At 43.3% G+C, this 26,581-nt stretch carries 26 protein-coding genes; 13 read left to right on the forward strand and 13 right to left on the reverse strand.

Going from position 1 to position 26,581, the window contains the following annotated elements; genetic code table 11:
• Positions 1-124: 124 nt before the first annotated feature.
• The 5 genes from AAGU76_RS05600 to AAGU76_RS05620 are packed head-to-tail and all read left to right on the forward strand — an operon-like array spanning position 125 to position 4,642.
• Positions 125-961 (forward strand): Ig-like domain-containing protein, encoded by an 837-nt coding sequence (locus AAGU76_RS05600; protein WP_342484457.1) that lies wholly within the window; start codon positions 125-127, stop codon positions 959-961.
• On the forward strand, positions 951-1,958 hold the full coding sequence (locus AAGU76_RS05605; RefSeq protein WP_342484458.1) for an iron ABC transporter permease: 1,008 nt from the start codon (positions 951-953) through the stop codon (positions 1,956-1,958). Before AAGU76_RS05600 ends, AAGU76_RS05605 begins: the two co-directional genes overlap by 11 nt.
• Entirely contained in the window at positions 1,958-2,797 is an 840-nt protein-coding gene (locus AAGU76_RS05610; protein WP_342484459.1) for an ABC transporter ATP-binding protein, read from the forward strand. Before AAGU76_RS05605 ends, AAGU76_RS05610 begins: the two co-directional genes overlap by 1 nt.
• Positions 2,787-3,887 carry an ABC transporter substrate-binding protein gene (locus AAGU76_RS05615; protein WP_342484460.1) on the forward strand — a complete coding sequence of 367 codons (1,101 nt, stop codon included), beginning with the start codon at positions 2,787-2,789 and terminating at the stop codon, positions 3,885-3,887. The genes AAGU76_RS05610 and AAGU76_RS05615 overlap by 11 nt, the downstream gene beginning before the upstream one ends.
• Positions 3,888-3,895: 8 nt before the next feature.
• Positions 3,896-4,642, forward strand: coding sequence for a hypothetical protein (locus tag AAGU76_RS05620; protein WP_342484461.1), 747 nt, complete (start codon positions 3,896-3,898; stop codon positions 4,640-4,642).
• 51 nt (positions 4,643-4,693) lie between these two features.
• Here AAGU76_RS05620 and cobO read toward each other — a convergent pair whose 3' ends face one another.
• The 6 genes from cobO to AAGU76_RS05650 all read right to left on the reverse strand — a co-directional run bounded on the left by cobO (position 4,694) and on the right by AAGU76_RS05650 (position 10,437).
• Positions 4,694-5,212 (reverse strand): cob(I)yrinic acid a,c-diamide adenosyltransferase, encoded by a 519-nt coding sequence (gene cobO / locus AAGU76_RS05625; protein WP_342484462.1) that lies wholly within the window; start codon positions 5,210-5,212, stop codon positions 4,694-4,696.
• A 105-nt stretch (positions 5,213-5,317) separates the two neighbouring features.
• The gene (locus AAGU76_RS05630; RefSeq protein ID WP_342484463.1) at positions 5,318-7,420 is read right to left on the reverse strand and encodes an HD domain-containing phosphohydrolase; all 2,103 of its coding nucleotides are present in this window, start codon (positions 7,418-7,420) and stop codon (positions 5,318-5,320) included.
• 207 nt (positions 7,421-7,627) lie between these two features.
• Entirely contained in the window at positions 7,628-8,647 is a 1,020-nt protein-coding gene (locus AAGU76_RS05635; RefSeq protein ID WP_342484464.1) for a macro domain-containing protein, read from the reverse strand.
• A gap of 14 nt (positions 8,648-8,661) precedes the next feature.
• The gene (locus tag AAGU76_RS05640; RefSeq protein WP_342484685.1) at positions 8,662-9,129 is read right to left on the reverse strand and encodes an HD domain-containing protein; all 468 of its coding nucleotides are present in this window, start codon (positions 9,127-9,129) and stop codon (positions 8,662-8,664) included.
• Between the two features lie 56 nt (positions 9,130-9,185).
• On the reverse strand, positions 9,186-9,701 hold the full coding sequence (locus tag AAGU76_RS05645; protein WP_342484465.1) for a GNAT family N-acetyltransferase: 516 nt from the start codon (positions 9,699-9,701) through the stop codon (positions 9,186-9,188).
• A 16-nt stretch (positions 9,702-9,717) separates the two neighbouring features.
• Positions 9,718-10,437, reverse strand: a complete 720-nt coding sequence (locus AAGU76_RS05650) for an HD domain-containing protein (protein WP_342484466.1) — start codon at positions 10,435-10,437, stop codon at positions 9,718-9,720.
• A 253-nt stretch (positions 10,438-10,690) separates the two neighbouring features.
• On the opposite strand from AAGU76_RS05650, the gene AAGU76_RS05655 reads away from it, so the two are divergent.
• Positions 10,691-12,175 carry a DUF1846 domain-containing protein gene (locus AAGU76_RS05655; protein WP_342484467.1) on the forward strand — a complete coding sequence of 495 codons (1,485 nt, stop codon included), beginning with the start codon at positions 10,691-10,693 and terminating at the stop codon, positions 12,173-12,175.
• 34 nt (positions 12,176-12,209) lie between these two features.
• Here the strand turns inward: AAGU76_RS05655 and AAGU76_RS05660 are convergent, their stop codons facing one another.
• The 5 genes from AAGU76_RS05660 to AAGU76_RS05680 all read right to left on the reverse strand — a co-directional run bounded on the left by AAGU76_RS05660 (position 12,210) and on the right by AAGU76_RS05680 (position 17,791).
• The gene (locus tag AAGU76_RS05660) at positions 12,210-13,400 is read right to left on the reverse strand and encodes a DHHA1 domain-containing protein (RefSeq protein ID WP_342484468.1); all 1,191 of its coding nucleotides are present in this window, start codon (positions 13,398-13,400) and stop codon (positions 12,210-12,212) included.
• A 114-nt stretch (positions 13,401-13,514) separates the two neighbouring features.
• Entirely contained in the window at positions 13,515-14,312 is a 798-nt protein-coding gene (locus AAGU76_RS05665) for an NlpC/P60 family protein (protein WP_342484469.1), read from the reverse strand.
• Between the two features lie 295 nt (positions 14,313-14,607).
• Positions 14,608-14,937, reverse strand: a complete 330-nt coding sequence (locus AAGU76_RS05670) for a tRNA-binding protein (protein ID WP_342484470.1) — start codon at positions 14,935-14,937, stop codon at positions 14,608-14,610.
• A gap of 177 nt (positions 14,938-15,114) precedes the next feature.
• A complete protein-coding gene (locus tag AAGU76_RS05675; RefSeq protein WP_342484471.1) occupies positions 15,115-16,302 on the reverse strand; it encodes an amidohydrolase family protein in 1,188 nt (395 codons plus the stop codon).
• Between the two features lie 79 nt (positions 16,303-16,381).
• Positions 16,382-17,791 (reverse strand): sodium:solute symporter family protein, encoded by a 1,410-nt coding sequence (locus AAGU76_RS05680; RefSeq protein ID WP_342484472.1) that lies wholly within the window; start codon positions 17,789-17,791, stop codon positions 16,382-16,384.
• A gap of 342 nt (positions 17,792-18,133) precedes the next feature.
• Here AAGU76_RS05680 and AAGU76_RS05685 point away from each other — a divergent pair, with 342 nt between their 5' ends.
• The gene (locus AAGU76_RS05685; protein ID WP_342484473.1) at positions 18,134-19,687 is read left to right on the forward strand and encodes a helix-turn-helix domain-containing protein; all 1,554 of its coding nucleotides are present in this window, start codon (positions 18,134-18,136) and stop codon (positions 19,685-19,687) included.
• Between the two features lie 87 nt (positions 19,688-19,774).
• Here AAGU76_RS05685 and AAGU76_RS05690 read toward each other — a convergent pair whose 3' ends face one another.
• A complete protein-coding gene (locus tag AAGU76_RS05690) occupies positions 19,775-20,650 on the reverse strand; it encodes a LysR family transcriptional regulator (RefSeq protein WP_342484474.1) in 876 nt (291 codons plus the stop codon).
• A 106-nt stretch (positions 20,651-20,756) separates the two neighbouring features.
• Here AAGU76_RS05690 and AAGU76_RS05695 point away from each other — a divergent pair, with 106 nt between their 5' ends.
• From AAGU76_RS05695 to AAGU76_RS05710, 4 genes are read left to right on the forward strand one after another with little or no spacing between them, the layout of a single operon-like run.
• Complete coding sequence (locus AAGU76_RS05695) at positions 20,757-21,692, forward strand: 4Fe-4S binding protein (protein ID WP_342484475.1); 936 nt, start codon at positions 20,757-20,759, stop codon at positions 21,690-21,692.
• Positions 21,686-22,663 carry an ABC transporter substrate-binding protein gene (locus AAGU76_RS05700; RefSeq protein WP_342484476.1) on the forward strand — a complete coding sequence of 326 codons (978 nt, stop codon included), beginning with the start codon at positions 21,686-21,688 and terminating at the stop codon, positions 22,661-22,663. Before AAGU76_RS05695 ends, AAGU76_RS05700 begins: the two co-directional genes overlap by 7 nt.
• A complete protein-coding gene (locus tag AAGU76_RS05705; RefSeq protein ID WP_342484477.1) occupies positions 22,620-23,672 on the forward strand; it encodes an iron ABC transporter permease in 1,053 nt (350 codons plus the stop codon). The genes AAGU76_RS05700 and AAGU76_RS05705 overlap by 44 nt, the downstream gene beginning before the upstream one ends.
• A complete protein-coding gene (locus tag AAGU76_RS05710) occupies positions 23,669-24,451 on the forward strand; it encodes an ABC transporter ATP-binding protein (protein WP_342484478.1) in 783 nt (260 codons plus the stop codon). Before AAGU76_RS05705 ends, AAGU76_RS05710 begins: the two co-directional genes overlap by 4 nt.
• Positions 24,452-24,505: 54 nt before the next feature.
• On the opposite strand, the gene AAGU76_RS05715 is transcribed toward AAGU76_RS05710, so the two are convergent.
• Complete coding sequence (locus tag AAGU76_RS05715; RefSeq protein WP_342484479.1) at positions 24,506-25,396, reverse strand: NYN domain-containing protein; 891 nt, start codon at positions 25,394-25,396, stop codon at positions 24,506-24,508.
• 176 nt (positions 25,397-25,572) lie between these two features.
• Here AAGU76_RS05715 and AAGU76_RS05720 point away from each other — a divergent pair, with 176 nt between their 5' ends.
• On the forward strand, positions 25,573-25,989 hold the full coding sequence (locus tag AAGU76_RS05720; RefSeq protein ID WP_342484480.1) for a Fur family transcriptional regulator: 417 nt from the start codon (positions 25,573-25,575) through the stop codon (positions 25,987-25,989).
• A gap of 38 nt (positions 25,990-26,027) precedes the next feature.
• Positions 26,028-26,522, forward strand: coding sequence for a rubrerythrin family protein (locus AAGU76_RS05725; protein WP_342484481.1), 495 nt, complete (start codon positions 26,028-26,030; stop codon positions 26,520-26,522).
• Positions 26,523-26,581: the final 59 nt, after the last annotated feature.

Below are 26,581 nucleotides of genomic sequence, written 5' to 3' on the forward strand. Positions count from 1 at the left end.
TGATATCCCTCCCCGGATGATTATTAATCAGACTGGCTGTCTGGAAGTCGCGTCTCCTTGCAGCCAAGTCTTCCCTCAGGTTCAAATATGTTTTTTTTAATACAAATAAAATATCGGAGAGATTATGAAAATAAAAATGTTGTCATTGATTCTTGCAGTATTAATTGCTGCAAGCTCATACCCTCTGTATGCCAGCGAATCAGATTCGGTTGACGGAAAAAGCGTGGATTTTCAGCTGGTTGGTTCCAATCCTGCCGACTCTTCCAAAGATGTTCCGGCAGATGTGACAATCACCTTGCTGTTCAATAAGAATGTGGTCAATTTTTCCGTAAAGGATAACAATCTTAACTGCATTTTTCTAAAGGATAGCAACAATCAGATTGTAGAAGCAAATCTGATTTTCCCTGATGACCAGGTTGAGCCGGATAAGAAGCGGGAAATCTACATTGATCCCCTATCAGACTTAAAAGAAAATACAACCTACACCGTGGAAATATCGGCTGACATGCTTGCCAAAAACGGTAGTACTCTAGGCGAGCCATCATACGTTTCTTTCACCACTCAGGGAACACACGAAAGCAATGTGGCTGAAAGCAATAATGTTCAAGAAATGCAGACAGTCTCAGAAAATCCTCAGGTTTCGGCAGGAGAAAAAAATACTGAAGCAGAACCTGCCGGTTCCTCTTCAGTAACGGAAAACCCGCCGGCAGAAGCTTTGCCTGTACCAGAAAACAGTGAGGATGAAAATCAGACAAAGGAAGCATACGCCAACCAATCAGCCACATCCGAGTCTGAACCCTCTGATACTTCTAAAGCTTCAGATGCTCCATCTGTGACTGTATCAGCAGAAGAACCAGGCAGCAAAAACAGCATGAAATCAGGAGCAATGGCTGCAGCACTGGTTGTGGCGGCTGCTGCGCTCGTGATAATTCAAAAAAAGAAGAACAAAAATGAAAAATAGACGGCTTATCAATACAATTATTTTCTTAACGCCATTTGTGCTGGTGCTTGTGACCTTGTTCAACGGAAGATATCCGGTCCCCTTAAAGGACATCCCGTCAATTCTGCTGTATCCTTTATTAAAAAACGAACTGGTCAACGACACCTACGCAACAATAATCTGGGATATAAGAATGCCCAGGGCACTTTTATCAGCACTGGCCGGAGCTTCCCTGGCTGTCAGCGGAGCTGCATTTCAGGGACTGTTTCACAATCCCCTTGTAAATTCAGGGATGCTTGGGGTAAGCTCCGGCTCGGGATTCGGTGCTGCCCTGGCTATACTATTGTTCTCTCGCTCCTCTTTTTTAGTGTACCTATTTGCGCTGGTTTTCGGCGGAATTGCCGTAACCTTAAGCTATACAATAGGAAAAATCTACAACACTACTCCCACAATAATGCTTGTGCTGGGCGGTACCGTTGTATCATCAATATTTTCTTCCCTGATTTCCCTGGTGAAGTACATGGCAGATCCCTACAATCAGCTTCCTGCCATAACGTTCTGGCTTATGGGAAGCTTTGCTTCTGCTAATGCCCAGGATATTCTCATCGGAGCTCCTCCGATGATCATTGGCCTGACCGGCTTAATCATGATGCGATGGAGAATAAACGTGCTTTCAATGGGTGACCGGGAAGCTCATACTCTGGGCATCAGCTCAAACATGAACAAACTGGCTGCAATTGTGTTCGCCACATTGTCAACTGCAGGAGCCGTATGCGTAAGCGGAAACATCGGATGGGTCGGGCTCATCATTCCCCATGTAGGGCGCATGATCGTAGGAAATGACAACAACAGGCTCATACCTGTGAGCTGTGCATTGGGCGCGTCGTTTCTCATAGCCATTGACAACATATCAAGAACACTGACTGCCGGCGAGATACCCATAGGCATACTTACTTCGCTGGTTGGAGGCCCGTTTTTCATTTATCTGCTTAAAAAAACAAAGGGAGGATCATGGTGATGGACAATTTCACGGTACAGGTAATAAACACTTCCTTCAGCTACAAAGACAAGAATGTTTTTCACGGCATCAGCTTCAGCATAAGGCCAGGAGAGGTGTTTTGCGTTCTAGGACCCAACGGCTGCGGCAAGACTACGCTTCTTGACTGCGTTCTTGGCATTTTAAAACCGGATACTGGAAGCATACTTGTGGGAAACAAAGACATCCGCAGCATAAAACCAGCCAATCTTGCAGAAAAGATAGCCTATGTGCCTCAGAATCATGAAAAGTCTTTTCCTTACATGGTCAGGGATATAGTGGTTATGGGCAGGGCACACAAAACCTCTCTTTTCTCAGCACCTGCAGAAATCGACAGGCATATTGCCATGGAAGCGCTTGAAAAAGTTGGAATCTCAGACCTGGCAGATGTTCCTTACACTAAAATAAGCGGCGGCCAGTGCCAGCTGGTGATGATTGCAAGAGCCCTTGCTCAGCAGCCAGAACTGATAGTGATGGATGAGCCCACCTCTCACCTGGACTTTAAAAATGAGCTGCTGGTGCTTGAAACAATAGCAGGTCTTGTAAAGAATCAACGCATATCCGTGCTGATGGCAACTCACTTTCCCAACCATGCCTGCTATTTTGAAACAAATCGCGTCCCTACAACTCTGGTCCTCATGAACAACGGCATATTCCAGGAAAATGGAACGCCCTATAAAATATTAAACGAAAAAAACATTTTGCAGACATACCAGATCAATTCAAAAATCCTGGATTTTAAAATGGATGAGGAAACGTCCATACGGCAGATTGTTCCTTTATCCATAGCCAGAGAAGAAGGAGGAACACATGAAAGCTAGACTGAATATATGGTTGGCGATAATATTGCTGTCATCTTTATTTCTTTGGGGATGTGCTTCTGAAACTGCTGTACCGAAAGATGTTGAAGCCGATTCTGCGAAGGAGAGTTTCATCACTGTGGTGGACTGCTTCAACAGGGAAGTTTCAATCGCGGTTCCCGTTGAAAGGATTGCATGCGGATATGCATACACAGGGCATGTAGCTGCTCTTCTTGGAAGAGGCGATGACATAGTAGCCGTTGTTGACGGTTTGAAAAGGGACAAGGTTCTTACAGAAATGTATCCGCATATCAAAGACCTGCCTGTTCCCTTCAGCACAGGCGCCATCAACATTGAGGAACTTTTATCCTGCAGCCCCGATGTGGTTTTCATCAAGACTGACACGGCGCTGAACAAGGATGCTACAGACAAGCTGGACAGCTTAAACATCCCGTACGTTGTCATTGATTACTTCTCAATGGAAGAACAGATGAAGACCATTTCCATAATGGGCAAGGTCCTTGGCGAAGAGGAAAAAGCCCAGTCATACATAAATTACTACATGGAAACAATCGAAAAGACCAGAAAAATCACTTCAGCAATTCCTCAGGATGAAAGGGTTTCCCTTTATCACTCCGTTAATGAAGCCGTCCGCACCGACCTTAAGGACAGCTTTCAGGATCAGTGGATACAGGTGACGGGAGGAATCAACGTATCCGTCAATGATGAGCTGAAGGTTTCCGGCGACAAGACTTATGCCACACTGGAACAGATATACCTGTGGGATCCCGACATTATAATAGCAAATGAATCCGGCGTACCGGAGTACATACTTACCAATGAACAGTGGGCATCCTTAAGAGCTGTGAAGGAAAAGAAGGTTTACCAGATACCAAACGGCATTTCCCGTTGGGGCCACCCAGGCTCTTTGGAAACACCGCTGGCCATACTGTGGACTTCCAGACTTCTTTATCCACAGTACTTCACTGACCTCGACATGGTTAAGGAAACTAAAAATTACTATTCCAGGTTCTTCAGCATGGATTTAACCGAAGTGCAAGCACAGCAAATATTGACTGGACAAGATATGAGAGAATTGAAAACCAATTAGGAGGAATCATGAAGACTTTAGTATGCATTGACGACACGGATAATTTAGAAACGAGAGGAACCGGAGCCCTGGCAAGCATGATGATCGAACAGATAGAAAAAAACGGATGGGGCAGGTGCTCCTACATAACGAGACATCAGCTGTACTTTCATCCGGACATACCCTACACTTCCCACAACAGCGCCATGTGCTTTGAAATAAGCCATGACAGGAAGATATTTCATGAATTGAAGAAGTTTGCTGTTGATTTCCTGGAAAAGGAAGCGGCAGAAGGTTCAGACCCCGGACTTTGCATAGCTGGACATAGCGACATAAAAGATGCAAAACGACTGATGGAATACGGCATAAGAGCAAAAAAAGAAATTTTGAAAAAGGAAATTGCTTATAAAACTGCGGAAGAACTTGGAGTTTATCTTTCCGAACATGGGGGCACGGGCGGAGGCGTAATAGGAGCACTGGCTGGTGTTGGGCTGCGGCTTTCAGGCAATGACGGGCGCATAAAGGGAAAAATGTACCTTTCAATGCCCGGCTCTGTGCTGACGGTCGACCAAATAATTGAAAACTCAGACATAGACAAGGTTCAAAGCCTTGAGGGAATCATACTTGAAAGCCATGAAAAGGTTAGGATGGGCGAAAAGGTCAAGGCTGTTTACCTTGATTACAGCAAGGTTTTGCTTGTTTACCCCCTGTTGAATGAAAAGACGAAACTGCAGGAATGGAACACCTGCATCAAGGAACAGCTGAAAAAATACTAGCAGCAAAAAAGCGGATGACGTCCGCTTTTTTCATTCATATTTCTCATGGAATCAGTGGTCAATGCCGTCCCTTGACAACACTCCCTGGGTGTAGTAATGCTTCACTTCAGTCATGTCTGTCACAAGGTCCGCAAAGTCGATTATTTCCTTAGGGGCGTATCTGCCGGTCAGGACAACTTCAGTGCCGTACGATTTTCCCTCCAATGCCCTCAAAACATCCGATACATCAAGAAGTTTAAAGGACAGTGCGATAGTTATTTCGTCCAGTACCACAAGGTCGTATTGGCCTTCTGACAGTATTCTTCTGCATTCGTCCAGGCCGTTTCTGGCTGCCAGAACATCTTCTTCTCCCGGCATTTCTCCGTTTATGAAGCAGCCTCTTCCGTACTGCCTGATGGTGATGTTGCTGAAATGATCTTCAAGCTTTGTTTCGTTGTACTTCATGTCTTTTACAAACTGAGCCACATAAACTATCTTTCCACTCAAAAGAGCCCTTGCCGCCAGTCCGAAGGCAGCCGTAGTCTTCCCTTTTCCGTTTCCCGTATAAACGTGAACGTATCCCTTCTCCATAATTCACCTCTAGTATAAATCATTTGTCAATGCCGTTTCAGCTGACCTGTATTGCTCTCCTAGGCAAGCCGTATAAGGCCTTGTTCTCAAACTTCCTTCTGCTGCCTAGAACTCAATCTGGTCGACTATCTTCAGAAATGCAGACACCACCTCAGGATCAAACTGTGTTCCTGAGTTTTTTGCTATCTGTTTCACTGCCTGCTCCTTTGACATTTTTTTGCGGTAAACCCGGTCTTCAGTCATGGCATCATAGGCGTCTGCTACTGCCAGTATCCTAGACAGCAATGGTATGCTTTCTTTGCTTATGCCTCCCGGATATCCCTTGCCATCCCACCTTTCATGGTGGGTGAGGATGTACTCTGCAATCGGTTTTAGCTCACCTGTGGATGCAGCAATCCTGTAGCCTATTTCAGGATGTCTTTTCATTATGTTCATTTCGTCTTCATCAAGGCTCCCAGGCTTGTTCAATATGTTGCTGTCAATGCCCACCTTGCCGATATCATGAAGCATGGCAAACAATTGAAGCTCGTCTATGTCTTTTTGATTAAGACCTAATACTTCTCCTATCTTTCTGGATATTGATGATAGCCTCTGTGCATGTTCCTCCGTCTCCTGGCTTCTTTCCACAAGAGTCGCCATAACGGAAGAAACCACGGAGCTGTGATAGCTGCTTCCTGCCAGCAGTTTTCGTTTCAGCATAGAACTGTGGGCTTCCTTTTCTACATCATCTATTGAAACATCCTTTGTATTCTTGGTCGCGCAGCCCATAGATAAGTTAATGGTCCTGATGCTGCCTGTAACTGATGAACCATGAAGCTTGCAGTCAAGCTCTATCCTGCTTACTATCAGCTGAAGTTCCTCAATTCCGGTGTTTGGCAGAAGAACGCTGAATTCACCACCCCCGGTTCTTGCAATTATGCTCTTTTCACCGCAACGCCGCCTGATGATACCGGCAGTAGCAAGTATTACGGCATCACCCTCACTGTGACCGTAAGCGTCGTTTAAGAATCTGACTCCGTTTATGTCACCAACTATTATAGACAGAGGGTAGTACTGTTCCTTGTCCAGTACCCTTTTGGCTTTTTCATAGTACTTCCTGTTGTAAAGCCCAGTCATCATGTCATGATTGTTTATATAATCTATTTGAATCTGACTTTGCTTGGTTTCTGTTATATCGATGATTATTCCTTCCAGCGCCTCTACGTTTCCGTTCCGGTCAAAAACCCCCTGAGCCACCTCAAGCACCCACTTGCGCTCTCCCGTAGCTGTCACTATTTCATACTCATGCTTGAACTGTTCTTTCTGGTTCAGCGCATGGATCCACTTATTCCAGAGCGCTTCCCTGTATTGTTCAGCAATTATGTCATTGTAGGACACAAGCCTGTTGTTAATTATATCTTCAGCCTTGTAACCGGTAAGTTCGTAACATCCGCCTGAAACAAATTCCATAGTCCACGTCCTGTCAAAACGGCAGCGGTAAGCCATACCCGGAAGGCTGTCGAAAAACACCTCCCTGCTCCTCTCATTGCTCAGCAGTTCCTTGTTCTTCAATAGAGCCACGTATACTGCAAAGGAAAGAAGAAGAAATAACAGCACAGCCACACCTGTCTGTACTGTCTGACTGAATGCCTGTCTGAACCACAAGTCCGCAGGATAGTCCAATCCGAACACTGCAACAATTTGTCCCGTTCGTGCATCCTTCATGGGCACAAGTGCACTTATCCATGTACCCCACCTGTCGGTGATTGGTTCAGATACAATAACATTTTCATCTTCAAATGCCTTGAATGTCTCACTGTTAGCCTCGTAATACTCCTGCCCCGGAGGCGAATAAAATTCCGATTGCTCTGGTTCGGAATCAGCAAGAAAATATACTTTTCCACTTTTCTTTACGAATATGTATGCGTACTCTATTTCATCGCTCATGGCTGATATTCGCATGAGACTGTCTTTGGTTTCCTTGTATTCAGGAATGGTGATATCGCTTTCATCGGCATTAAGCTTTGACAGTGCAGATTTTTGAAATCCAGACTCAGCTGTTATGGCCAGTTCCATGATTTCCTCTTTTTGTTTTTCATTGTTTATTTTCCATACCGAAAACATGAACAGAATACAGGCAAGAACCATTACAGTGAAAAGAACAGTAAAATTTCTGTTGCCGGCTGAAAACAATTCTGTAAATTTAATTTTGTCAATTTTTTGCTTCATGCTATTGCCCCTCCCGTAGATGTAACGGATAAATTATATCATCAGCCGAATTATATAAACAGATATTTTTTAGTATTTTTAAAATTTTTGACTAATAGTATCATTTTTTTCGAAACAGCTTGAATTTTACATAATCATATTATACTAAAAAAGTTGCTCCGCAACTCCGCTAGGGGGACCTATGTCCCCCGACCGCTTAAAAAGCGGCTAAACACCCAGCAATGGCTGGTCGAAAGCAAACAATGCTTCGTTGATCTCAAATATGTTGTAATTACCTTCCTGTATGAAGTATTCGACTATGATGTCAAACTTGCTGCTGTGGGAAATGGCGTATCCCGCCTTCCCCAGCAAGTCCTTTGACTCGTCCAGGTTCAGTTCAAGAGAAATCGCCAGTGCCAGAGCAGTTGACTTTCTGGGTCTGTAATTTTTATCGGATCTTATTTTTGAAAACAGCTTCCTGTCGATGTTTGCTTTCTTGTAAGTATCCACATCCGTTTTTCCTTTTTCGTCAATGAGCCGAAACAGCATGTTCGAAAATGTCTCATCAAGCTGGGCTACAACGTCTTCAAGCTTTCTGATGCCTGATGGCGGTGCTTGTACTGAATGCAGAATGCTATCAGATAAAAATTCCTCCTGAACAGCTTCCTGCAGCTCGTAGCTTTGAATCTTCCTTTTTTCATCATTCAGAGCCTTTTCTTCTGCATATGTATCGTCAATGTATTCCCGTATTGATTTGAAAAGCTTCCCGCTTAAGCTCAATGCTGTCTTGTCAAACACAGCAAGAAACACTTTTATTTCGCTGTGGAGCAGAAATTCGCTGATGGCTGCCACTGCCACCCTAAGCGCCTTGTCCTTTGGATATCCGTAAATGCCTGATGAGATGAGAGGAAATGCAATGGATTCAACGCCGTATTGTTTTGCCAGCTCAAGTGAATTCAGGTAGCAGTTTCTCAAAAGCTGCTCTTCGTTTTTATCCCCGCCCTGCCAGATGGGTCCCACCGTATGAATGATGTACCTGGCTGGAAGTTTGTACCCGCCGGTTATTACAGCTTCGCCTGTGCTGCAGCCGCCGATAGAATCGCATTCCTTGCTGAGTTGTTCCCATCCTGCTGCGTTAAAAACAGCACCACAGACTCCTCCGCCCATCTTAAGGGCAGAGTTCGCCGCGTTTACTACAGCATCAACCTTCATTTTGGTTATGTCGTTCCTGACTATTTCAAATGGCATATGTGCTCCTTTTATTATTCGGCATTCATGTACATGCTTTCTATAAACTTCCTGCCGCTTTTAGTTTTGAAATATTTTTGTTCTATGATTTCAACCTGTTCCCTTTGAATGTCATCTTCAAATATGTTAACTAAAAAATCAGCCTCCACAAGTATCTGAAAATCAGCTCCGTCTATCTTGCTGTAGGAATGGTGGTTGCCTATGAGGTGGCAGACGCGGTCCTTGCTTTCATCGCTTATGGTATACTTTGAAAGTATTTCCCTTGCAACCGGAGGCCCCTCGATCTCCTGATACATACCTGCGGCAGAAGAATACTTCCTTTCGGCTTCCTTTATTCCGATGTCGTGCAGAATGGCTGAAATTTCAAGTATCTCCTGCTCTTCTCTCGGAAGCTTTTCCAGCTCCCCCATGCTCTTTGCGTAGCCGTACACCTTTAGGGCATGATTTATCCTTCTGACATCAGTGCCGAAGTATTCAATCATTTTTTTTATTATTTTGCCTGAATAGTTCAACTTATCACCTTGTCTTTAGTATTTTTTTATTTAAGTTCCAATTTCATTACATTCAATGTATGCGTCTTTCTTTTGTAGTCCCGCTTTTCCTGCCTGATTATTTCGTATCCAAGCGACTTCCAGAACCTTACTCCGTCTTTGTTTTCTTCAACAGCACCCAGCCTTAGTGTATCTGCTCCGGAACTTCTCGCAAGACATTCAATCTCACCGTGAAGTATCCTGCCGATACCCTGTTTTCTCAAGGCAGGATCAATGAACATGAGACCGATTATCCACGAATCCCTGATTGGATAGTCTTTCACTATTTCAGCCAAGCCTGCCAGTTCTTTATTTAATCCAAACACTCCAAGGATAAACTTGTCATCATATGTATTGCCAGGAGGAAGCGAATTAAAAACCTCGCGAGCATCTGCCTCATCCGGGCCAATACCGTCATGCAGAATGAAATAATCTGAACATTTCAAGCATAGTTCGTACACCTGTTCAAAATGTTCCTCTTTGTTAAGGGTACTGATTTCATAACCGTTGTCCAGTATATGCATGCTAGTTCCTCACTGATTAATTTTGTTCATTCCACTGCTTCACAAGCTCCACAGCACGATTTTTCTCTATCTTTGAAACCTCTCCCTTGTCAATGAGGTCTTTCAGCTTCTCATCCCTCACCCACTTTTGCTGTTCCCTACTGTAGCCGTAGTAATCATGCTCATTGGTTTTTACGATGAGCTCCTGACACTTGTCGATGTAGTATGTTGCAAACAAATCTGAGTAAATGTCCGAAAGTTCCCAGTACATTTCATAATCAAACAAAGGCTCAAAGGCATCTATAAGCTCACCGTAATACCAGCTTTGTTTTTCCTTGGGACGGTTGAAGCGGCTCCAGAGCTCCTCACCTATTTTTTCGAAATCTTCCTTCATGCTTCTCATGTTTGACAGCTTGTCGGCGCAGGAAAGAAGCATTACATCCAAGTCTGCCTCACACCTTATGTAATCAATCGTGTGCTGCTTTCTTTCTTCCCATGATTTTGACTTATCTTCCGACACTTTAGATACCAGACGTGCTGTTTCAGAGCCGAATTCCCTTTCAATATCCTCGATTTCAACATGGGTGTCCTCCACAGTGTCGTGTAGTAGACCTGCAACTATCACATTCTCCTGACATCCGCTCTTTGTGAGTATGTGCGCCACCTCATAGGGATGGACTATGTATGGGACGTCAGAAGCTTTTCTCTCCTGGTTTCTGTGAGCTTTCGCTGCAAATTCAATAGCCTTATGTATCAATTTATCAACTCCGTATATTATTTCAGCGTTTTTATGGCGCTGCTCCATGCATCTTTCAGGATGCGTTCATCTATTATATTATCATCTCATTTTTTATCCTTGTCAACAAAAAGGCTAAATTTTCCACTGCAATAATATTTTTGAAGATGAGTATAAACTTTAATAAATTTGTTATTATTTTTATAAAGTCATAGTTGATTAAGGGAACCGTTAATGATATACTTTCTCTTAATGTAAACTGAGGAGAAGATTTATGAAAATTGGATTTGATAACAATAAGTATCTGAGCATGCAGTCTGAACATATAAAAGAAAGAATTTCGAACTTTGACAACAAGCTGTATCTTGAATTCGGAGGAAAGCTTTTCGATGATTACCACGCATCAAGGGTACTTCCGGGTTTCTTGCCCGACAGCAAGCTAAAAATGCTTTCTCAGCTGAAAGACCAGACTGAAATAATAATAGCCATAAGCGCCGACGCAATTGAGAGCAGCAAAATGAGGGGAGACTTGGGCATCACATACGACGATGATGTATTCCGCCTCATCGATGCTTTCCGGGGCATGGGTTTTCTTGTGAGCAGTGTGGTAATAACACAGTATTCAGGGGAAGCCGCAGCAGACCAGTTCCGTCAGAAGCTTCACGCATTGAACATAAAGTCATACATTCATTATAGGATTGAAGGATACCCCGGCAACATCAAACTGATTGTCAGCGACGAGGGATACGGCAAAAACGACTACATTGAAACCACAAGACCGCTGGTAGTTGTTACGGCACCAGGTCCTGGAAGCGGCAAAATGGCAACATGCCTTTCACAGCTTTATCATGAGCACAAACACGGCATCAAGGCAGGGTATGCCAAGTTTGAAACTTTCCCCATTTGGAACCTCCCTCTGCACCACACTGTAAACATTGCTTACGAGGCAGCCACTGCAGACCTTAACGATGTGAACATGATTGATCCGTTCCATCTGGAAGCCTACGGAGATGCAACGGTAAACTACAACAGGGACATTGAAATTTTTCCGGTTCTTAATGCAATATTCGAAAAAATATTTGAACACAGCCCCTACAAGTCTCCTACTGACATGGGCGTTAACATGGCAGGAAAATGCATCACTGACGATGAAGTTTGCCGCGAAGCATCCAAGCAGGAAATAATCAGAAGATACTACCAGGGCCTCTGTGATCTGAAAAAAGGTCTCTGCTCAAAGGATGTGCTATACAAGCTTGAACTTCTCATGCAGCAGGCAGGTGTTTCTCAAGATGACCGCAAGGTTGTGAAACCGGCTCTTGAACGTGAAGAGCAGACAGGATTGCCGGCCGTGGCCATAGAGCTTCATGATGGCACAATTCTTACGGGCAAGACTTCAGAACTACTGGGAGCTTCTGCAAGTGTGCTTTTGAATGCTCTTAAGGCACTATGCGGACTGGATCAGGACCTCCATCTTGTATCACCGTCGGCAATTGAACCCATACAGACGCTGAAGACCTCCTACCTGGGAAGCTGCAACCCGAGACTTCACACAGATGAGATTCTCATTGCCCTTTCGGTCAGTGCAGCTCACAACCCATCGGCTCAGCTGACACTGGAACAGCTGCCAAGGCTGAAAGGCTGCCAGGTCCACTCATCAGTCCTGCTTTCATCCATTGATGAGAAAATATTCAAGAAACTTGGACTGCACCTCACATGCGAACCCAAGTACGAATCCAACAAGGTATATCACAAAAACTAGCATAAAGCCCGGGCACTCCCGGGCTTTATTTTTTCTAACGGTTAAGGAGCATCTTTCCAGCTGTCATTATGCATTCTCCACCTTTTAAAATGTCGCCTGAACACTGAAGCAGGAAGTTGTTTCCTCCTCCCTTTCCGTTTATTATGACTTTTAACTTTTCAAAAACATTCTTAATGTCAAAACAAAGGTTTTTGGATTGACCAATAACTACGCTGCATGTACCGCCGGCTTCAGAAACCAGCACTGCAACAAAATCATTCTCCTCCGTTATCCTGGAGCATATGGATCTCAAATCTTTCACATCATCCTCAGTCTTTGCAAAAACATATCTTATGTTGTCCTTCAACTGGGAATTCATTTTTAATTCCTTGGCCTTGTAATCATTGAGCTGACTTTTCAGAATATTTTGTTCCTTTTCCATCTGTTTGTTCCTGTTCAGCACTTTCTCAAAATTCTCCATGAGCATGTCGGTTCTGCAGGTCAGAAGCGATGACAGGGATGCTATGTTGTTGTTCTTTGCTGCGTAGTCTGCCAAAGCCCTTTTGCCGCAAAGAAATTCAACCCTGGTGCCTTGCTTGTACTTTTCAGTCTTTGTTATTTTTATTATGCCTATTTCGCCGGTGCTCCTTACGTGTGTTCCACCGCACGCACTGTAATCATATCCTTCAATGCTTATAATGCGGAGGAAATCCAGTTTCGGAGGACACTTCCTAAGGTCAAGCGCGACCGCTTCCTCATATGGATATTCCCTTGATGTTACGGACTTATTTTCATATATTATCATGTTGCTGAGCAGTTCAGCCTGTTCTGCCATCCCGTTGCTTAGGTTTATGTCCAGATCAATTGTTGTGTAGCTGCCGCTTAAGTGAAATCCCACCGTGTTTCCGTCAAACAGTCTTGATAAGGCATATGATAAAATATGCTGACCTGTATGCTGCTGCATGTGGTCAAACCTGCGGGGAAAATCAATGGACAGATTAACCCTTCCGCTTACGGGCTCCCTGAGCTTATGTACAATCTCCTCTCCCCTTTCCTCTACATCAAAAACAGCCAGACCGTTTATGGTTCCTTCATCTTTTGGCTGTCCTCCCGACATGTGAGGATAAAAAATTGTTTTATCCAGAATGACTTCGTAATGATCACCCTCTTTAACACAGCTTATAACCTCGGATTGCAAATGGGTCATATAGGAATCAACCTGATATATTTTTTCGCTTGTTTTCAATTTACTTCTCCTATTGGTTCATGATTTTCCATTATACCACATTATGATTAAATGGTTGCAGAATTTATCCAAAAATAAGCGGCTATGATTTCTCATGCCGCTTATTTGTCTTTTTTATTTAATTACTCTCGTAGCCCCGTAATAATATGTCGAAAAGTATCCTGATGTCAGTGTATCAATTCTAACGGTCTGTCCCGGAATCGGCGAATGAATGAAATTCCCGTCACCCACATAGATGCCCACATGGCTCAATCGGTATGAACTTGCCGAATACTTGAAGAAAACAAGATCGCCGGGCATCAGTTCCGATTTTTTAACCCTTACGCCAATGGAATATTGATCGGTTGAAGTTCTTGGCATTTCGACTCCGAAGTTGGCCATTACGTACTTCACGAATCCGGAGCAGTCAAATCCGCTGGGAGAGCTTCCTCCTGAAACATAAGGAGTTCCTATGAACAGCTTCGCATATTCAACGACGCCGTTTCTTGAAGGAGCCGCTGCTGCAGATGCATCAATAATTCTTATGTATTCGCCGAACACAAAGGCTTTGTTTGAATCGTAAACTATTTCATACCATCCGTCGTTTTCTGAAACAATGCTGACAGTGCTGCCCAGTGAAAGCTTGTACAAAATTTCCGTATCCGTGGATGGACCGCTTCTTACATTTAGAATATCCACTGTGACTGTTCCCTGTCTTACAGTTTCAATTGGAGCTGTTTCCTGAACTTCCGGCTTAACTTCACTTTCCTGAGCGGTTTCCTGAAGTACGGTCGGTTCCACTGCAGTTTCTGATTGTAAGTTTTCCTGAATATTTAAGCTGTTTGCAGCATCGTTGTCTGCCGCAAGTGCTGTTGAACAAAGCAATATTGATGATATACCCGCTATTACAAGCGTTTTCCTAAAATTAACCATAGACTATCCCGTATAATTCAAATTATGATTATACATTCCTTTTCCGGCAATTATCCGTTTTCTACGTCTCATTACCTTTAGATTATGATGTTCATTAATGTGCTTTATCTGCTGTGAATGGTATGTGAAAACGTATAACATTAATAGTTTATCAAATTTTGCGGATTTTGTCAATTGGAATACATTGGTATATCAGGCACCATCAACCTTGAAGCGAAGCACAGTCATCAACTTTTCCGGTGCGGTCTCTTGTTTTCTCCATTCGTGCTTCATAATAATCCCTCATATTATAAATTTATCCTAATTTGTCTCCTTTGTTAACAACCTTGTCAGGCTTTATCAGCACTACGCCTTCCTTAGAATATGTACCCAGAACCAATACCTCTGACATGAAGTCTGCTATCTGCCTTGGCGGAAAATTTACCACTCCCAGTACCTGTTTACCCTCAAGTTCCTCAACTGAATAAAGATTTGTGATTTGCGCGCTGGTTTTTTTAATTCCTATTTCTTGCCCGAAATCTATCCACAGTTTGTATGCCGGCCTTTTTGCCTTTTCGAAAACTTCGGCCTTGATTATCTCCCCTACCCTGATATCTAATTTAGAAAAATCGTCAAATGTTGCCATAGTTCCTCCGTTTATTCTGTGCTAAAATGATTATACCACAATGAGCCCACATTATGTACATTTTTGCTAAAGCCGTTAAAATTTTGTAATTCGAAACGTCAAATCGTCAAAACATTTTATGGAACAGTAAAAACTTCATCCGCCTGTTCAGGATGAAGTTTCGCTAATAAAACTTACTTAAACTAGATTTCCGTCCTTCAACACAAAGACAATATCACCGAATGCTTCTAAATCCTCCAGGGGATTGGCTTTCAATGCCACCATGTCGGCAGCCCTTCCTTCTTCAATGACACCTATTGAATGGTTGTTCAGCAGCTGGGCGGCGTTAATGGTTGCACACCTGATGACATCCGCAGCAATCATGCCATATTCATGCATAGCCAGCATCTCTTTATATACGGATGGGTGCGGGCCGTAATTCGGAGAACCTGCATCTGTTCCCAGAGCAATCCTCACCCCAAGCTCCACAGCCTTTTTGAATGTCTTTTTCTGCTGACCCACTACCATTACAGCCTTATCGACTATGTTTTGGGGCAATATTCCCTTGCTTTCTGCCAGACACTGATAAACAGAAAGTGTGGGGATTAAAGCCAGCCCCTTTTCAACCATCTTCTTCAATGATTCCTCTTCAATGTGGGCACCGTGTTCTATGGTGTCGATTCCCGCGTCAATGCAGTTTCTTATTCCCACTTCCGACAAAGCGTGTGCAGCAACCTTCATGTTCAGGCGGTGAGATTCCTTCACAATAAGTGCAAGCTCCTCCTGTGTATATAAAACAGGACCTATTTCCTCAGGGCCGTAAGCTCCGCCGGTGGCAGCAACCTTTATCCACGCTGCTCCTTTGGCTTTCAGATACCTTATTGCCTTCATTATCTCATCTGATGTGTCGGCAATTATTCCTACTTCCGGAACATGACCGCCGGTGCACTGAATTATCCTGCCTGCCGGAATCATATTAGGACCTTTTACAATGCCCCTTCTTATGGCATTTGAAATGTCTATGGCAGTATCATCCGGCGATCCCACTTCTCTGATGGTTGTAACGCCTTTTTTCATGGAATCCTGCGCATTGGCCAGTCCTCTGATTGCAGCGACGTAGTTTCCTTCTTCAAGCATAGTCCGTACCGGCGCATTACCTCCGTCCCAAGTTATGTGAACATGCATATCGATCAGGCCTGGCGTCAGGTAAACATTGCTGCAGTCAACAACATCACCTTCGTTTTCAGGCAGACTGTCCCTGATTTCGGAAATGACTCCATCATTTATCCTGATGTTTTTTTTCTCTTTAACACTGCCGTTTATGACATCAACATAATTTGCGTTGATCAGCCAGCAGTCCCCATTAATATTGATAAAATTATTCATATTCCTATCCTTTCATTTGATGATTCAGCCAACGTGATAGTTTAACTCATGTCTCGCAATTAAAATGTTTTTACGACTATTAAATTTGCTGAGAAGCTTCCTTTGTTTGCGGCTGCGTTGCCAATGACACAACAATGAGCACTGCAAAGGAAACAGGCACTGCCACCAGGACTGTAGCCACTCCAAAAGGATGCTTGAACATTTCCCATATAACGGTCACTACTGTCCCAATTACCATTGACGCAATGCCTCCTGTTTTTGTCACCTTCTTCCAGCACAGCGCTCCCAAAAGAGCAGGTGTTATTCCTGCGCCGTATATTGTGTAGGACCAGTATTGAATAGCCAGCACAGACGGAAAAAACTGGATAAGTATGTATGCAAAAATGCCAGCCAGCGCTATTGCATACCTTGTCACCTTGAATTTCTGTTCATCTGTAGCATTTGGATTAATCACCTTTGAATATAGGTCATATGTGATGTTTGTTGCTCCGGAAAGCAGGTATGAGTCTCCTGTTGTTACTATGAATGCAGTTGCGGCTGCCAGCAGCAAACCTCCAATAAATGTCGGTATTACTGTTGTCGTTGACATGAAGGCCATACCGGCTGCAATGTTTGTTCCGAAAATTGATTTCGCACAAAATGCAATGACGGCAACAAGAGGCATTACGACAAGTATCCCCAGGAGCCAGCCTATGAATCCGAACCTGAGCTGTTTTGTTCCGCTTCCTGCGGCTATACGCTGATACATGTTCTGATCGCCCATTGTCAAGAAAAACAGCGGGAAGTATCCCGCAAGGAACCCGTAGAAGGTTTGGCCTCCGCTGAGCGTCAGAGTTTGGGGAGGCGCAGATTCAATAACATTGCTCCATCCTCCGGCAGCCCTGATGACGAAAGGCGTTGCTATACAGATTCCCACAAGCATTACAAATGCGCTGAAAGCATCGCTGACCGCTACTGATTTCAGTCCGCCTGAAAATGCCAGGAAAATAATGAGTGCAGCTGCAACGGCAGTACCAATTTTAACGTCTATCCCTGTTGTGATATTCAGCACGAATGCAAGGCCCTTGTACTGGTACGCACAAATTGAAACCATGGCGAACGCTATTATTACTCCTGAAACAATGCGTGCTGCTGCTCCGTACTTCTTTTCAAGAATTTCTGCAACCGTGTAGGAGCCGAATGAACGTATCTTTCCTGAAAGTAAAAATAAGATTATGATTGCGCTGATGGCCGGAACTGCAAAGAATATGCCTGGCCACAACCCGAAGTTGTAAGCCAGCGAGTTTCCTCCGCCGGATATGGTCCCATTGCCCACATATGTTGCCAAAAAAGTACCAACAAGAACAACAGGTCCCAAGCCCTTTCCTGCCAGCACAAACTCTTCGGCATTCTTGGATTTCTTTGAATAAAATGCACCGATAACCACCAGAATTAAAAAGTATGCTGCCACAAAAACTAATAAACTCGGTTTTGCTGTAAACTCTCTCATAGTATCACTCCTTTAATAAATTTTGTTGTTTTTTCCAATAAATCCATCAATAATTCAAAGAATACAATGTTCTCAATCAACGTACATATCGCATTATTATACATTAAATTAAAATTTGAGACACAAACCTACATTTTAATTCGACAGTACCACAACACTTGCATTGTATTCTTTCCCGCAATTTACCTTAACACGCCCTTTCTTTTTATTATTATTCTCTTCAATCGTAAAAATGTTTTGACTTGTAATGTTTATATTATATAATATTTATAAGTTCAATTCATTGTTTATAAGATACAACTAGAATTTTGTTTTTGTATCATTGGTACAAAGGAGGACACTATGATTACTTTTGAGATCTATTTCAAGGAAAAGCTGAAAGAAAACTGTTTAAGGCACAAAATTACCTCTCCTAAAAAGCCCATAGTCAGAATAGAATATCGGCCAAGAACCATGAGCTACCTGCTGTCAGGTACGGCTTGTATTTTTCCCTTGAGCGAATACCTGTCAGCTCAGCCTGCAATCGTAGATGTCTTATATATCCTTATAAAGGACACAGAAGATGAATTTGATGACAGGTGTATAAGAAATTTCGTGCTGCTGCAAGACTGTGTAAACAAAGAAGAACTGTTCATCCAGACTCTGTCTCTACTTGAATCCTCAAGACTCATCGACAGCGCCTATACCTCAATAACAAGCGAGCTATTCAATAACGCATCCATAAAGGTGTTGCTGAAAACAGCTTCAGAACTCATCGGCAATCCAATCTTTCTATCTGATAACACCACAAAAATGCTTGAATGTTCGGACACCGATGAACTGGCTCAAGTAAACGATGAACTCATAGCCTGCATATTGAAAAATGGATTTATAACTGCAGATTTATTTGAAAAATATGACTATGCCCATCTTTTGAAAGACATCGCAAAAAGCAGGAAGGCATTTTTTCTTGAGTCCAGATATCCCGAAAAACTTAACAGACTAATTGTAACAGTAAATGTAAACAGCCGGTACTTCGGATGGCTTATTGCAATACCATACAAGAGGGATTTCAAACCCGAACATTGCGAAATTATGGACATACTAGCCAATGCCGTTTCAATAGGGCTTGAGAGAAACAAGACATCTCTTGCTGTAAGCAGCACAGAAAATCTTCTTATGGAACTGCTTACAGGCAGGTTTGAATCAAGAGATGAATTCCTAAGACGCGTAAAGGGCTTCGGCTGGACCTTGAAAGACAGCTACAACGCCATAGTGATTGGCTACAAAAATCCCACGGAAAACAACACCCAGCACGGTATAAGGACCATGATGGCTTACAAGAACCACTTGTCCCTGATATTTCCTGCCATCAAGTCAATTTACACAAACGAACGCCTGGTGATGCTGGTTGAAACCATCGCTCTAACACAGGTAATGTACAATCTTGAAATATTCATCACGAACAACAATCTGGCGGCAAGTGTGAGCAACACATTTTCAAGCATAATTGACTTCAGGGAATACTATGAACAATCTTCAGACATTCTGAATCTGGGGCTTGAACTGAACAAGGACAAAAGCATATTTTATTATCACGAAATGTACTTGTATCACTGCTTTTACTCACTGAAAAAATCAGGACGGTTGGAACATTACTGCATGCCGGAATTAAAAGAGATCATTCAGTATGACAGGACGTACAAAACAAATCTGGCAGAAACGGTCCGCGCCTATCTGAAGTTCAGAAACTTCAACGATACTGCAAAGCACCTGAAAATTCACAGAAACACGCTTGTCTACCGCCTAGGGAAGTTCAAGGAACTTACAAGACTGAACCTTTCCAGCGGAGATGATATATACAGGCTGTGGCTCTCATTTCTCATATTGGATTTGTCCCGGAAATCACTCATATAAACCACGCAGGAAAAGTCATTTTCCGCATTCATAAAGAAATGCTGCAAAATCCTGCAGCATTTTTTCGTATTGCATTTTTTTATTTGTTCATGCATAATTAGTGCAGGACTCTATGAATTCCTGCAGGCTGTCAGACAGGTACTTGTTCTTGTGGTAGACCAGGCTGAAGTCTCTCATAAGATTCATGTCCCTTATTTTAACAGCGTGGAGTTCTCCGCATTCAAGTTCCTTTTTAACGAGTCTTTCCGAAATAACTGTGAGGCCTTCACCGTTCATGACGGCATTTTTTATGGCTTCCGAATTGTTGCATATCCATTTTTTGTTGATTGATATGCCCCTGCTTTCAGCTGCTTTTTCAAAAAGCTCCCTTGTTCCGCTGCCTTCCTCCCGCAGTACGAAATCTCTGTTATGCAGTTTTGCAAAATCCACTTCATGCAGTGATGAAAATTCATCAAACGGCGAACAGACCAGTATCAGCCTGTCCGGTAACACCGGAACACAAATTATGTCGCTGCTTTTTATGGTTCCCTCCACAACTGCTATGTCCAGATCACTTTTTAGAATCATTTCCTCTATGACTCCCGTATTTTCAACAAACACCTGTGTCCTGACTCCGGGACTTCCGGCTTTGAAAATGTTCAGCATGTCATTGAGTACGCAGGTGCCCACAGTTATGGTTGCGCCTATCTTCAGGGTCGGTCCGGTGCTTTTGTCCAGCATGCTTTCCTCCATCTCTTCAAACAAGGAAACAATGTGCCTGGCATACTTAAGTAAATTTTCTCCAGCTTCGGTGATGAAAAGCTTTTTTGAAAGCCTTTCAAAAACCCTGATCCCATAGTGCTGCTCTATTTCAGATATGGCCTGGCTCACCGAAGGCTGGGCTATGTACAGCTTTTCGGCCGCCAGACTCATTTTTCCGCAATCACAGACTGCAATGAGTATTTTCAGATGTCTGATTGTCATATTTCCTCCCATAGGTAATTACCTATCATGTCATAAAATAATGCTATTTTTAATTATAACATTAAGGGCTTATAATTAGCAATATTATTTATATAATGGAGGGCTTATGAACATATCTACTGAACAAAGGAAGTTGGCAAAAGGCCAGGGTTTTCTTTCAAACCGTGACGGCTGCTGCTTCTCCATGAGAGTAATTACAGAAAACGGGGTTCTAAACTCAAAACAGATGAAAAATCTTTCTGAAGCTGCAGAAAAATTCGGAAACGGACAGATAACCTTCACATCAAGATTGACCGTGGAACTGCCCGGCATCAGGTACGAAGACATCGAAAAAGTGAAGGTGCACATAAAAAAGGAAGGAATGAGCGCAGGAGGCACAGGCTCTAAAGTCCGACCCGTTGTGGCCTGCAAGGGAACCGTGTGCACAAACGGCCTTTTTGACACTCAGGAAATGGGAACCGAAATTCACAAGCGGTTTTACGAAGGCTACAGGCATGTGACCCTTCCCCACAAGTTCAAAATTGCAGTGGGAGGCTGTCCTAACAGCTGTGTCAAGCCTGACCTTAACGACCTGGGAATAATAGGTCAGATGGTTCCAAACTTCCTTCCTGATAAGTGCAGGGGCTGCGGCAAATGCTCCGTGAAAATTTCTTGTCCTGTAAATGCAGCCGATGTTGTTAAAGGAAAGCTCATTGTTGACAGTGGACTGTGCATCAATTGCGGTTCATGCATAGACAAGTGTCCCTTCGGCACAGTGCCTGACGGAAGCATGGGCTTCAAGGTATGCGTGGGCGGCAGATGGGGCAAAAAAATCCGCATGGGCACACCGTTGAAACGTATATTTACCAGAGAAGAAGCAATGGATGTTGTTGAAAAGGCAATTCTTCTTTTCAAGTGGAAGGGTGAATCAGGCGAACGTCTTGCTTCCACTATTGACAGACTTGGAATTGAAACGGTTGAAGAGATGCTCATCAGCGACCGTTTGTTGAATATTAAAGACCAGCTGCTGAACATAAAAACCATCGGCGGTGCATCATGCTGAAAAAAAACGTGAACAGAAAACTCATACTATTTTCCCTCCTGGCTTTTTCCGTGATTTTGTCTTCCTGCAGCAGCAAAAGCGCTGCTGCAGATGCTCCTGGTACCGCTCAGACTCGTGATGTATTTTACTACACATTTGAAGACGACCTGGGATACAAGGTAGAACTTAAGGAAAAACCAGACAGGGTGGCAGCCCTTACGGGGTCCTACGGAGAAACGTGGATTTTGGCCGGAGGTAGCCTGGCAGGCACCACTGAAGACCTTTCTTCAGAACGCGGCATTGAATTGCCTGAAGGCACCAGAATTGTGGGTACGGTGAAGGAACCCAACCTTGAGGAAATTTTATCTCTTTCGCCTGATTTCATACTGCTTTCTTCTGCTGTAGAAAGCCACCTGTACATACATGAGACGCTGGTAAAATCAGGTATACCTCATGGTTACTTCAAGGTTGAGCAGTTTGAAGATTACTTGAGAATGCTTGGCATCTGCACAGACATTACAGGAATTAAGGATTTATACCGTACAAACGGTACGGAAGTTCAGGAGAAGATTGAAAACGTCCTTTCAAAAGCCATTGTTCCGCTCCGTCCCACAGTGCTGTTCATCCGTGCCTATTCATCCGGCGCCAGGGCCATGGATGCTGACAATTTCACAAACAAAATCCTTCAGGATCTGGGAACAGAAAACATAGCCGAAAAACACCAGTCATTGCTTGCGGAGTTGAGCATGGAGGAAATCATTGAAGAAGATCCTGACTACATTTTCGTAACAACCATGGGAAACACTCAGAAGGCATTGGAATTCATGGAAAAGAGCATTGAAAACAACCCCGCCTGGGGCAGCCTGTCAGCGGTTAAAAACGGGCGGTACGTGGTTCTTCCAAAGGACTTGTTCCACTACAAACCAAATGCAAGGTGGGGAGAAAGCTATGAATATATGGCTAAGATCATATATCCTGAAGTCTTCAGGTAGTATTGCAGGTGAAAGGCACACGCCATCCTGCAACATGACAGTCATATCTTTACTTTTCTGCCTGTTAGTCTTGCTGGCTGCACTTAGTATCAGACTTGGTTCCTCAAAATTATCTACTGAAGAAATAATCCGTGCACTTATAAATACCGGTGACACCTCAAACTCGTACAGGATCATTAAGTACGTGAGAATTCCCAGAACATCTGCATCAGTTCTTGCAGGCACGGCATTGTCGATATCGGGACTCATATTGCAGACGGTTCTCAACAATTATCTGGCCGGCCCCAACGTAATAGGCGTCAATGCAGGCTCCGGGCTTTTTGTTGTGCTTGTGAGTGCGTTTTTTCCTTCATATTATTTTCTGGCTCCGCTGGCTGCCTTTTTCGGAGCCCTCATTGCAGTGCTTTTCGTATACTTCATCTCCTTGAAAACAGGAGCCTCCAGAATGACAATCGTTCTTTCAGGAATTGCCGTTTCAAGCTTCATCGGGTCCATAACAGATACGGTTCTCACCCTGGTGCCGGAAGCTTCCATAAGCAGGACATCATTCATGATAGGAGGTTTCTCCGGAGTTACATCGGATAAGCTTTCAATTGCAGCATTCTTCATTTTCGCAGGATTTTTGGTTTCAATGCTTTTGAGCGGTCACATGAATGTTTTGTCCCTGGGCGATGAAACGGCAAAATCACTTGGTCTTAACGTTGAATTTTACAGATTTGTATTTTTATCCTTAGCAGCGCTTCTTTGCGGCAGCGCCATAAGCTTCTCCGGGCTGTTAGGCTTCATAGGCCTCATTGTTCCTCATGCGGCAAGGTTTTTGGTCGGATACGACAACAGGTTTCTTATAGCAGCAAGTGCACTGCTTGGAAGCTGCTTCACAGTTTTTTGCGACATACTGTCCCGTGTGTTGTTTGCTCCCTTTGAAATACCTGTTGGAATAATCATGTCATTTTTGGGCGGTCCCTTTTTTATATACCTGCTGATGAAAAAAAGAAGGAGCATGTTATGATAAGTTTAATGAATGTATCGTCAGGCTATAAAAACAACTGCGTAATAAAAAACTTGAATGTTGAATTTGGAAGAGGAAAAATAACAAGCATAATAGGAAGAAACGGCTGCGGGAAAACCACGCTTCTGAAAACCGCATCAGGTTTAATAAGGCCTGATGCAGGGGATGTTTTTCTCCAAACGGCTTCCGGGAAAAGAAAACTCCTTTGCATGAAGCACAATGAAATAGCAAAATACATTTCATTTCTTCCACAGAACAGGGATATTCCATGCATGACAGTCCACAGTCTTGTAAAGCACGGAAGGTTTCCCCACCTTAACTTTTCGAGGATTCTTCAGAAAAAAGACCTGGATGCTGTTCATGAAGCCATTGAGGCAATGAGTTTGACGGAATTCAGTAATAAAAACCTGCGGGAGCTGTCGGGAGGCCAGCGTCAAAAGGCCTACCTTGCCATGGTACTGGCGCAGAACACGGACATCATATTCCTTGATGAACCTACCGCTTACCTGGACATAAGCCATCAGCTGGAGATGATTCAGACTGTCAAAAAACTAAAAAATCTGGGGAAGACTGTGGTGATGGTCCTCCATGACATAAACCTTGCTCTTGCCTCCTCAGACAGCATCTGCATTATGGACAATGGAGAAATCAAAGATTTTGGTACTCCTGAAATGGTATTGCAAAACAACACAATTGATCAGATTCTTGGTGTATCATGCGTGGAAGTTCCCGCTGAATTCTGCGGAATGAGACAGTACATCTTTAAGCTTCGACACTAAAAAAGGGGCGTACCCAAATCGTCTTAATATAGGTCCGTCCCCGCTTTTTGTTCGTCAGTTTTTCTTTTTCTTGGTATATGTCCTCTTTCTAGGTTTTTTTGGTGCAGAAGGTTTTTCTTCTTTATTTTCTTCCTGTTCCTCGGGGTTTTTCTTCAGAGAAACCCACAGTGACGTTCCCTCGGCTCCCTTGGTATGCATTTCAAGGAAATCAAACTTCTTCAGGAACTTTGACAGCTTAGTATCACCGTAGTTACGCACGTCAAAATCAGGATATCTTTTTACCAGCCTGCTTCCAAGCTCGCCTATATTCATGCTCTGGTCCTCGTCGTCTATTTCATTGACCATTTTTATGATTGCCATCTTTATGGTGTTCAGGTCTGTCATGGCCTTGTCATTCTTGTCGGCTGTCCTGGATGACTTTGCAGCCTTGTCTGCCTGTGCTTCGGATTCTGTCTTGATTTCATCAGCCTTGGACTGAGAAGTTCCCCCTGCGGACATCTGGTTTTCGGATTCAGCCAGCACGTCCAGGTATTTAAACTGGTTGCAGGATGCAATAAACGGTTTTGGAGTTTTCTTTTCTCCCATTCCCACAACCAGCATCCCGGATTCACGAAGCCTTGAGGAAAGCTTTGTAAAATCGCTGTCGCTGGAAACAATGCAGAAGCCGTCCACATTGCCGGAATAAAGAATATCCATGGCATCGATTATCATTGCAGCATCCGTCGCATTCTTGCCCACGGTATAGCTGTACTGCTGAATGGGCGTCACTGAATTTTCCAACAGCACGTCCTTCCACGATGAGGTATTAGGCTTGGTCCAGTCTGCATAAATTCTTTTGTATGTTGCAACCCCGTAATTTGTTATTTCATCAATAATATACTTCACATATTTTGCAGACACGTTGTCCGCGTCGATTAAGACCGCAAATCGTTTTTCTTCAACCATCGCATTACCTCTCAAACATTGTTATATCTATAATACTTCAATTTTTTGATTTTTTCAACTAAAACAATTTAATCCAAAAATTTGAAAATATAACTTGACAATTTGTTTGTTTAATATTATTATTAGTTTGTAATTATTACAATTTAAAAATGATTTTAAAAGTTAGAAGGGATATCATGAAAATTACCTTTGAGGATTTGTTGAATCAACTGAAAAAGCACAATATACGCCTTTCTCACCAACGGCTGAAGGTTCTGGAATACCTGGTGCTCAATCAGTGCCATCCCACAGTCGACAACATTTACAGCGCTCTTCACGACCATGTGCCCACCCTGTCTAAGACCACAGTCTACAACACACTCAACTCCCTTTCGGAGGCAGGCATAGTGAGAGCTATAAACATTGATGACAACGAATTGCGGTACGATATAAACACTCACAGCCACGGCCATTTCAAGTGCCAGAACTGCAATGAAATCTATGATTTCGTCATTGACATCGACTCAGTTGAAACAAGCAGCTTGAATGGTTTTGAAGTCAGGGACAAAAATGTGTACTTCAAAGGTATGTGTCCCAAATGTTCGGGTAAGTAAGCCGATATGGCTATATATATTATTTGATGGAGGATATTATGGAAGAAAACAAGACACTCAGCAATTTAATGGAAGGTTTTGCAGGAGAATCACAGGCAAACAGAAAATATCAGGCTTATGCCAGAAAGGCACAGGCAGAAGGCAAAACAAACGCGGCAAAACTATTCAGAGCAGCATCTGACGCAGAGGCTCTTCACGCTCAGAAGCATCTTGAAACTGCCGGAAAAATCAAAACAACGAAAGACAATCTTCAGGATGCGGTTGCAGGAGAAACTTTCGAATACGAAAGCATGTATCCTGAATTCATTAAGGCTGCGGAAGCTGAAGGAAACAAGGCAGCATTGCTGTCATTCAACTATGCCATGAAGGCAGAGGAAGTTCACGCAAGGCTGTACAAGGATGCATTAGAAAACATCGACAGCGACGAGGAAGCCTTCTATTACTTATGTCCCGTTTGCGGAAACATTGAAAAGTCAGTTCCGGAAAAATGCAGCATCTGCGGCGTACCTGGCTCCAAATTCATAAAATACTGATAAACTTAAGCCGTTCATATTCTAAGTGAACGGCTTTTTTATTTTTTTGCCTTCCAAAA

Origin of the sequence: Sedimentibacter sp., assembly GCF_038562225.1 — a bacterium.
GTDB lineage: Bacteria > Bacillota > Clostridia > Tissierellales > Sedimentibacteraceae > Sedimentibacter.

Coding starts and splice junctions, on each gene's coding strand:
- AAGU76_RS05600 (WP_342484457.1), top strand. CDS start 125: ATGAAAATAAAAATGTTGTCATTGATTCTTGCAGTATTAATTGCTGCA.
- AAGU76_RS05605 (WP_342484458.1), top strand. CDS start 951: ATGAAAAATAGACGGCTTATCAATACAATTATTTTCTTAACGCCATTT.
- AAGU76_RS05610 (WP_342484459.1), top strand. CDS start 1,958: ATGGACAATTTCACGGTACAGGTAATAAACACTTCCTTCAGCTACAAA.
- AAGU76_RS05615 (WP_342484460.1), top strand. CDS start 2,787: ATGAAAGCTAGACTGAATATATGGTTGGCGATAATATTGCTGTCATCT.
- AAGU76_RS05620 (WP_342484461.1), top strand. CDS start 3,896: ATGAAGACTTTAGTATGCATTGACGACACGGATAATTTAGAAACGAGA.
- cobO (WP_342484462.1), bottom strand. CDS start 5,212: ATGGAGAAGGGATACGTTCACGTTTATACGGGAAACGGAAAAGGGAAG.
- AAGU76_RS05630 (WP_342484463.1), bottom strand. CDS start 7,420: ATGAAGCAAAAAATTGACAAAATTAAATTTACAGAATTGTTTTCAGCC.
- AAGU76_RS05635 (WP_342484464.1), bottom strand. CDS start 8,647: ATGCCATTTGAAATAGTCAGGAACGACATAACCAAAATGAAGGTTGAT.
- AAGU76_RS05640 (WP_342484685.1), bottom strand. CDS start 9,129: ATGATTGAATACTTCGGCACTGATGTCAGAAGGATAAATCATGCCCTA.
- AAGU76_RS05645 (WP_342484465.1), bottom strand. CDS start 9,701: ATGCATATACTGGACAACGGTTATGAAATCAGTACCCTTAACAAAGAG.
- AAGU76_RS05655 (WP_342484467.1), top strand. CDS start 10,691: ATGAAAATTGGATTTGATAACAATAAGTATCTGAGCATGCAGTCTGAA.
- AAGU76_RS05665 (WP_342484469.1), bottom strand. CDS start 14,312: ATGGTTAATTTTAGGAAAACGCTTGTAATAGCGGGTATATCATCAATA.
- AAGU76_RS05670 (WP_342484470.1), bottom strand. CDS start 14,937: ATGGCAACATTTGACGATTTTTCTAAATTAGATATCAGGGTAGGGGAG.
- AAGU76_RS05675 (WP_342484471.1), bottom strand. CDS start 16,302: ATGAATAATTTTATCAATATTAATGGGGACTGCTGGCTGATCAACGCA.
- AAGU76_RS05680 (WP_342484472.1), bottom strand. CDS start 17,791: ATGAGAGAGTTTACAGCAAAACCGAGTTTATTAGTTTTTGTGGCAGCA.
- AAGU76_RS05685 (WP_342484473.1), top strand. CDS start 18,134: ATGATTACTTTTGAGATCTATTTCAAGGAAAAGCTGAAAGAAAACTGT.
- AAGU76_RS05690 (WP_342484474.1), bottom strand. CDS start 20,650: ATGACAATCAGACATCTGAAAATACTCATTGCAGTCTGTGATTGCGGA.
- AAGU76_RS05695 (WP_342484475.1), top strand. CDS start 20,757: ATGAACATATCTACTGAACAAAGGAAGTTGGCAAAAGGCCAGGGTTTT.
- AAGU76_RS05700 (WP_342484476.1), top strand. CDS start 21,686: ATGCTGAAAAAAAACGTGAACAGAAAACTCATACTATTTTCCCTCCTG.
- AAGU76_RS05705 (WP_342484477.1), top strand. CDS start 22,620: ATGAATATATGGCTAAGATCATATATCCTGAAGTCTTCAGGTAGTATT.
- AAGU76_RS05710 (WP_342484478.1), top strand. CDS start 23,669: ATGATAAGTTTAATGAATGTATCGTCAGGCTATAAAAACAACTGCGTA.
- AAGU76_RS05715 (WP_342484479.1), bottom strand. CDS start 25,396: ATGGTTGAAGAAAAACGATTTGCGGTCTTAATCGACGCGGACAACGTG.
- AAGU76_RS05720 (WP_342484480.1), top strand. CDS start 25,573: ATGAAAATTACCTTTGAGGATTTGTTGAATCAACTGAAAAAGCACAAT.
- AAGU76_RS05725 (WP_342484481.1), top strand. CDS start 26,028: ATGGAAGAAAACAAGACACTCAGCAATTTAATGGAAGGTTTTGCAGGA.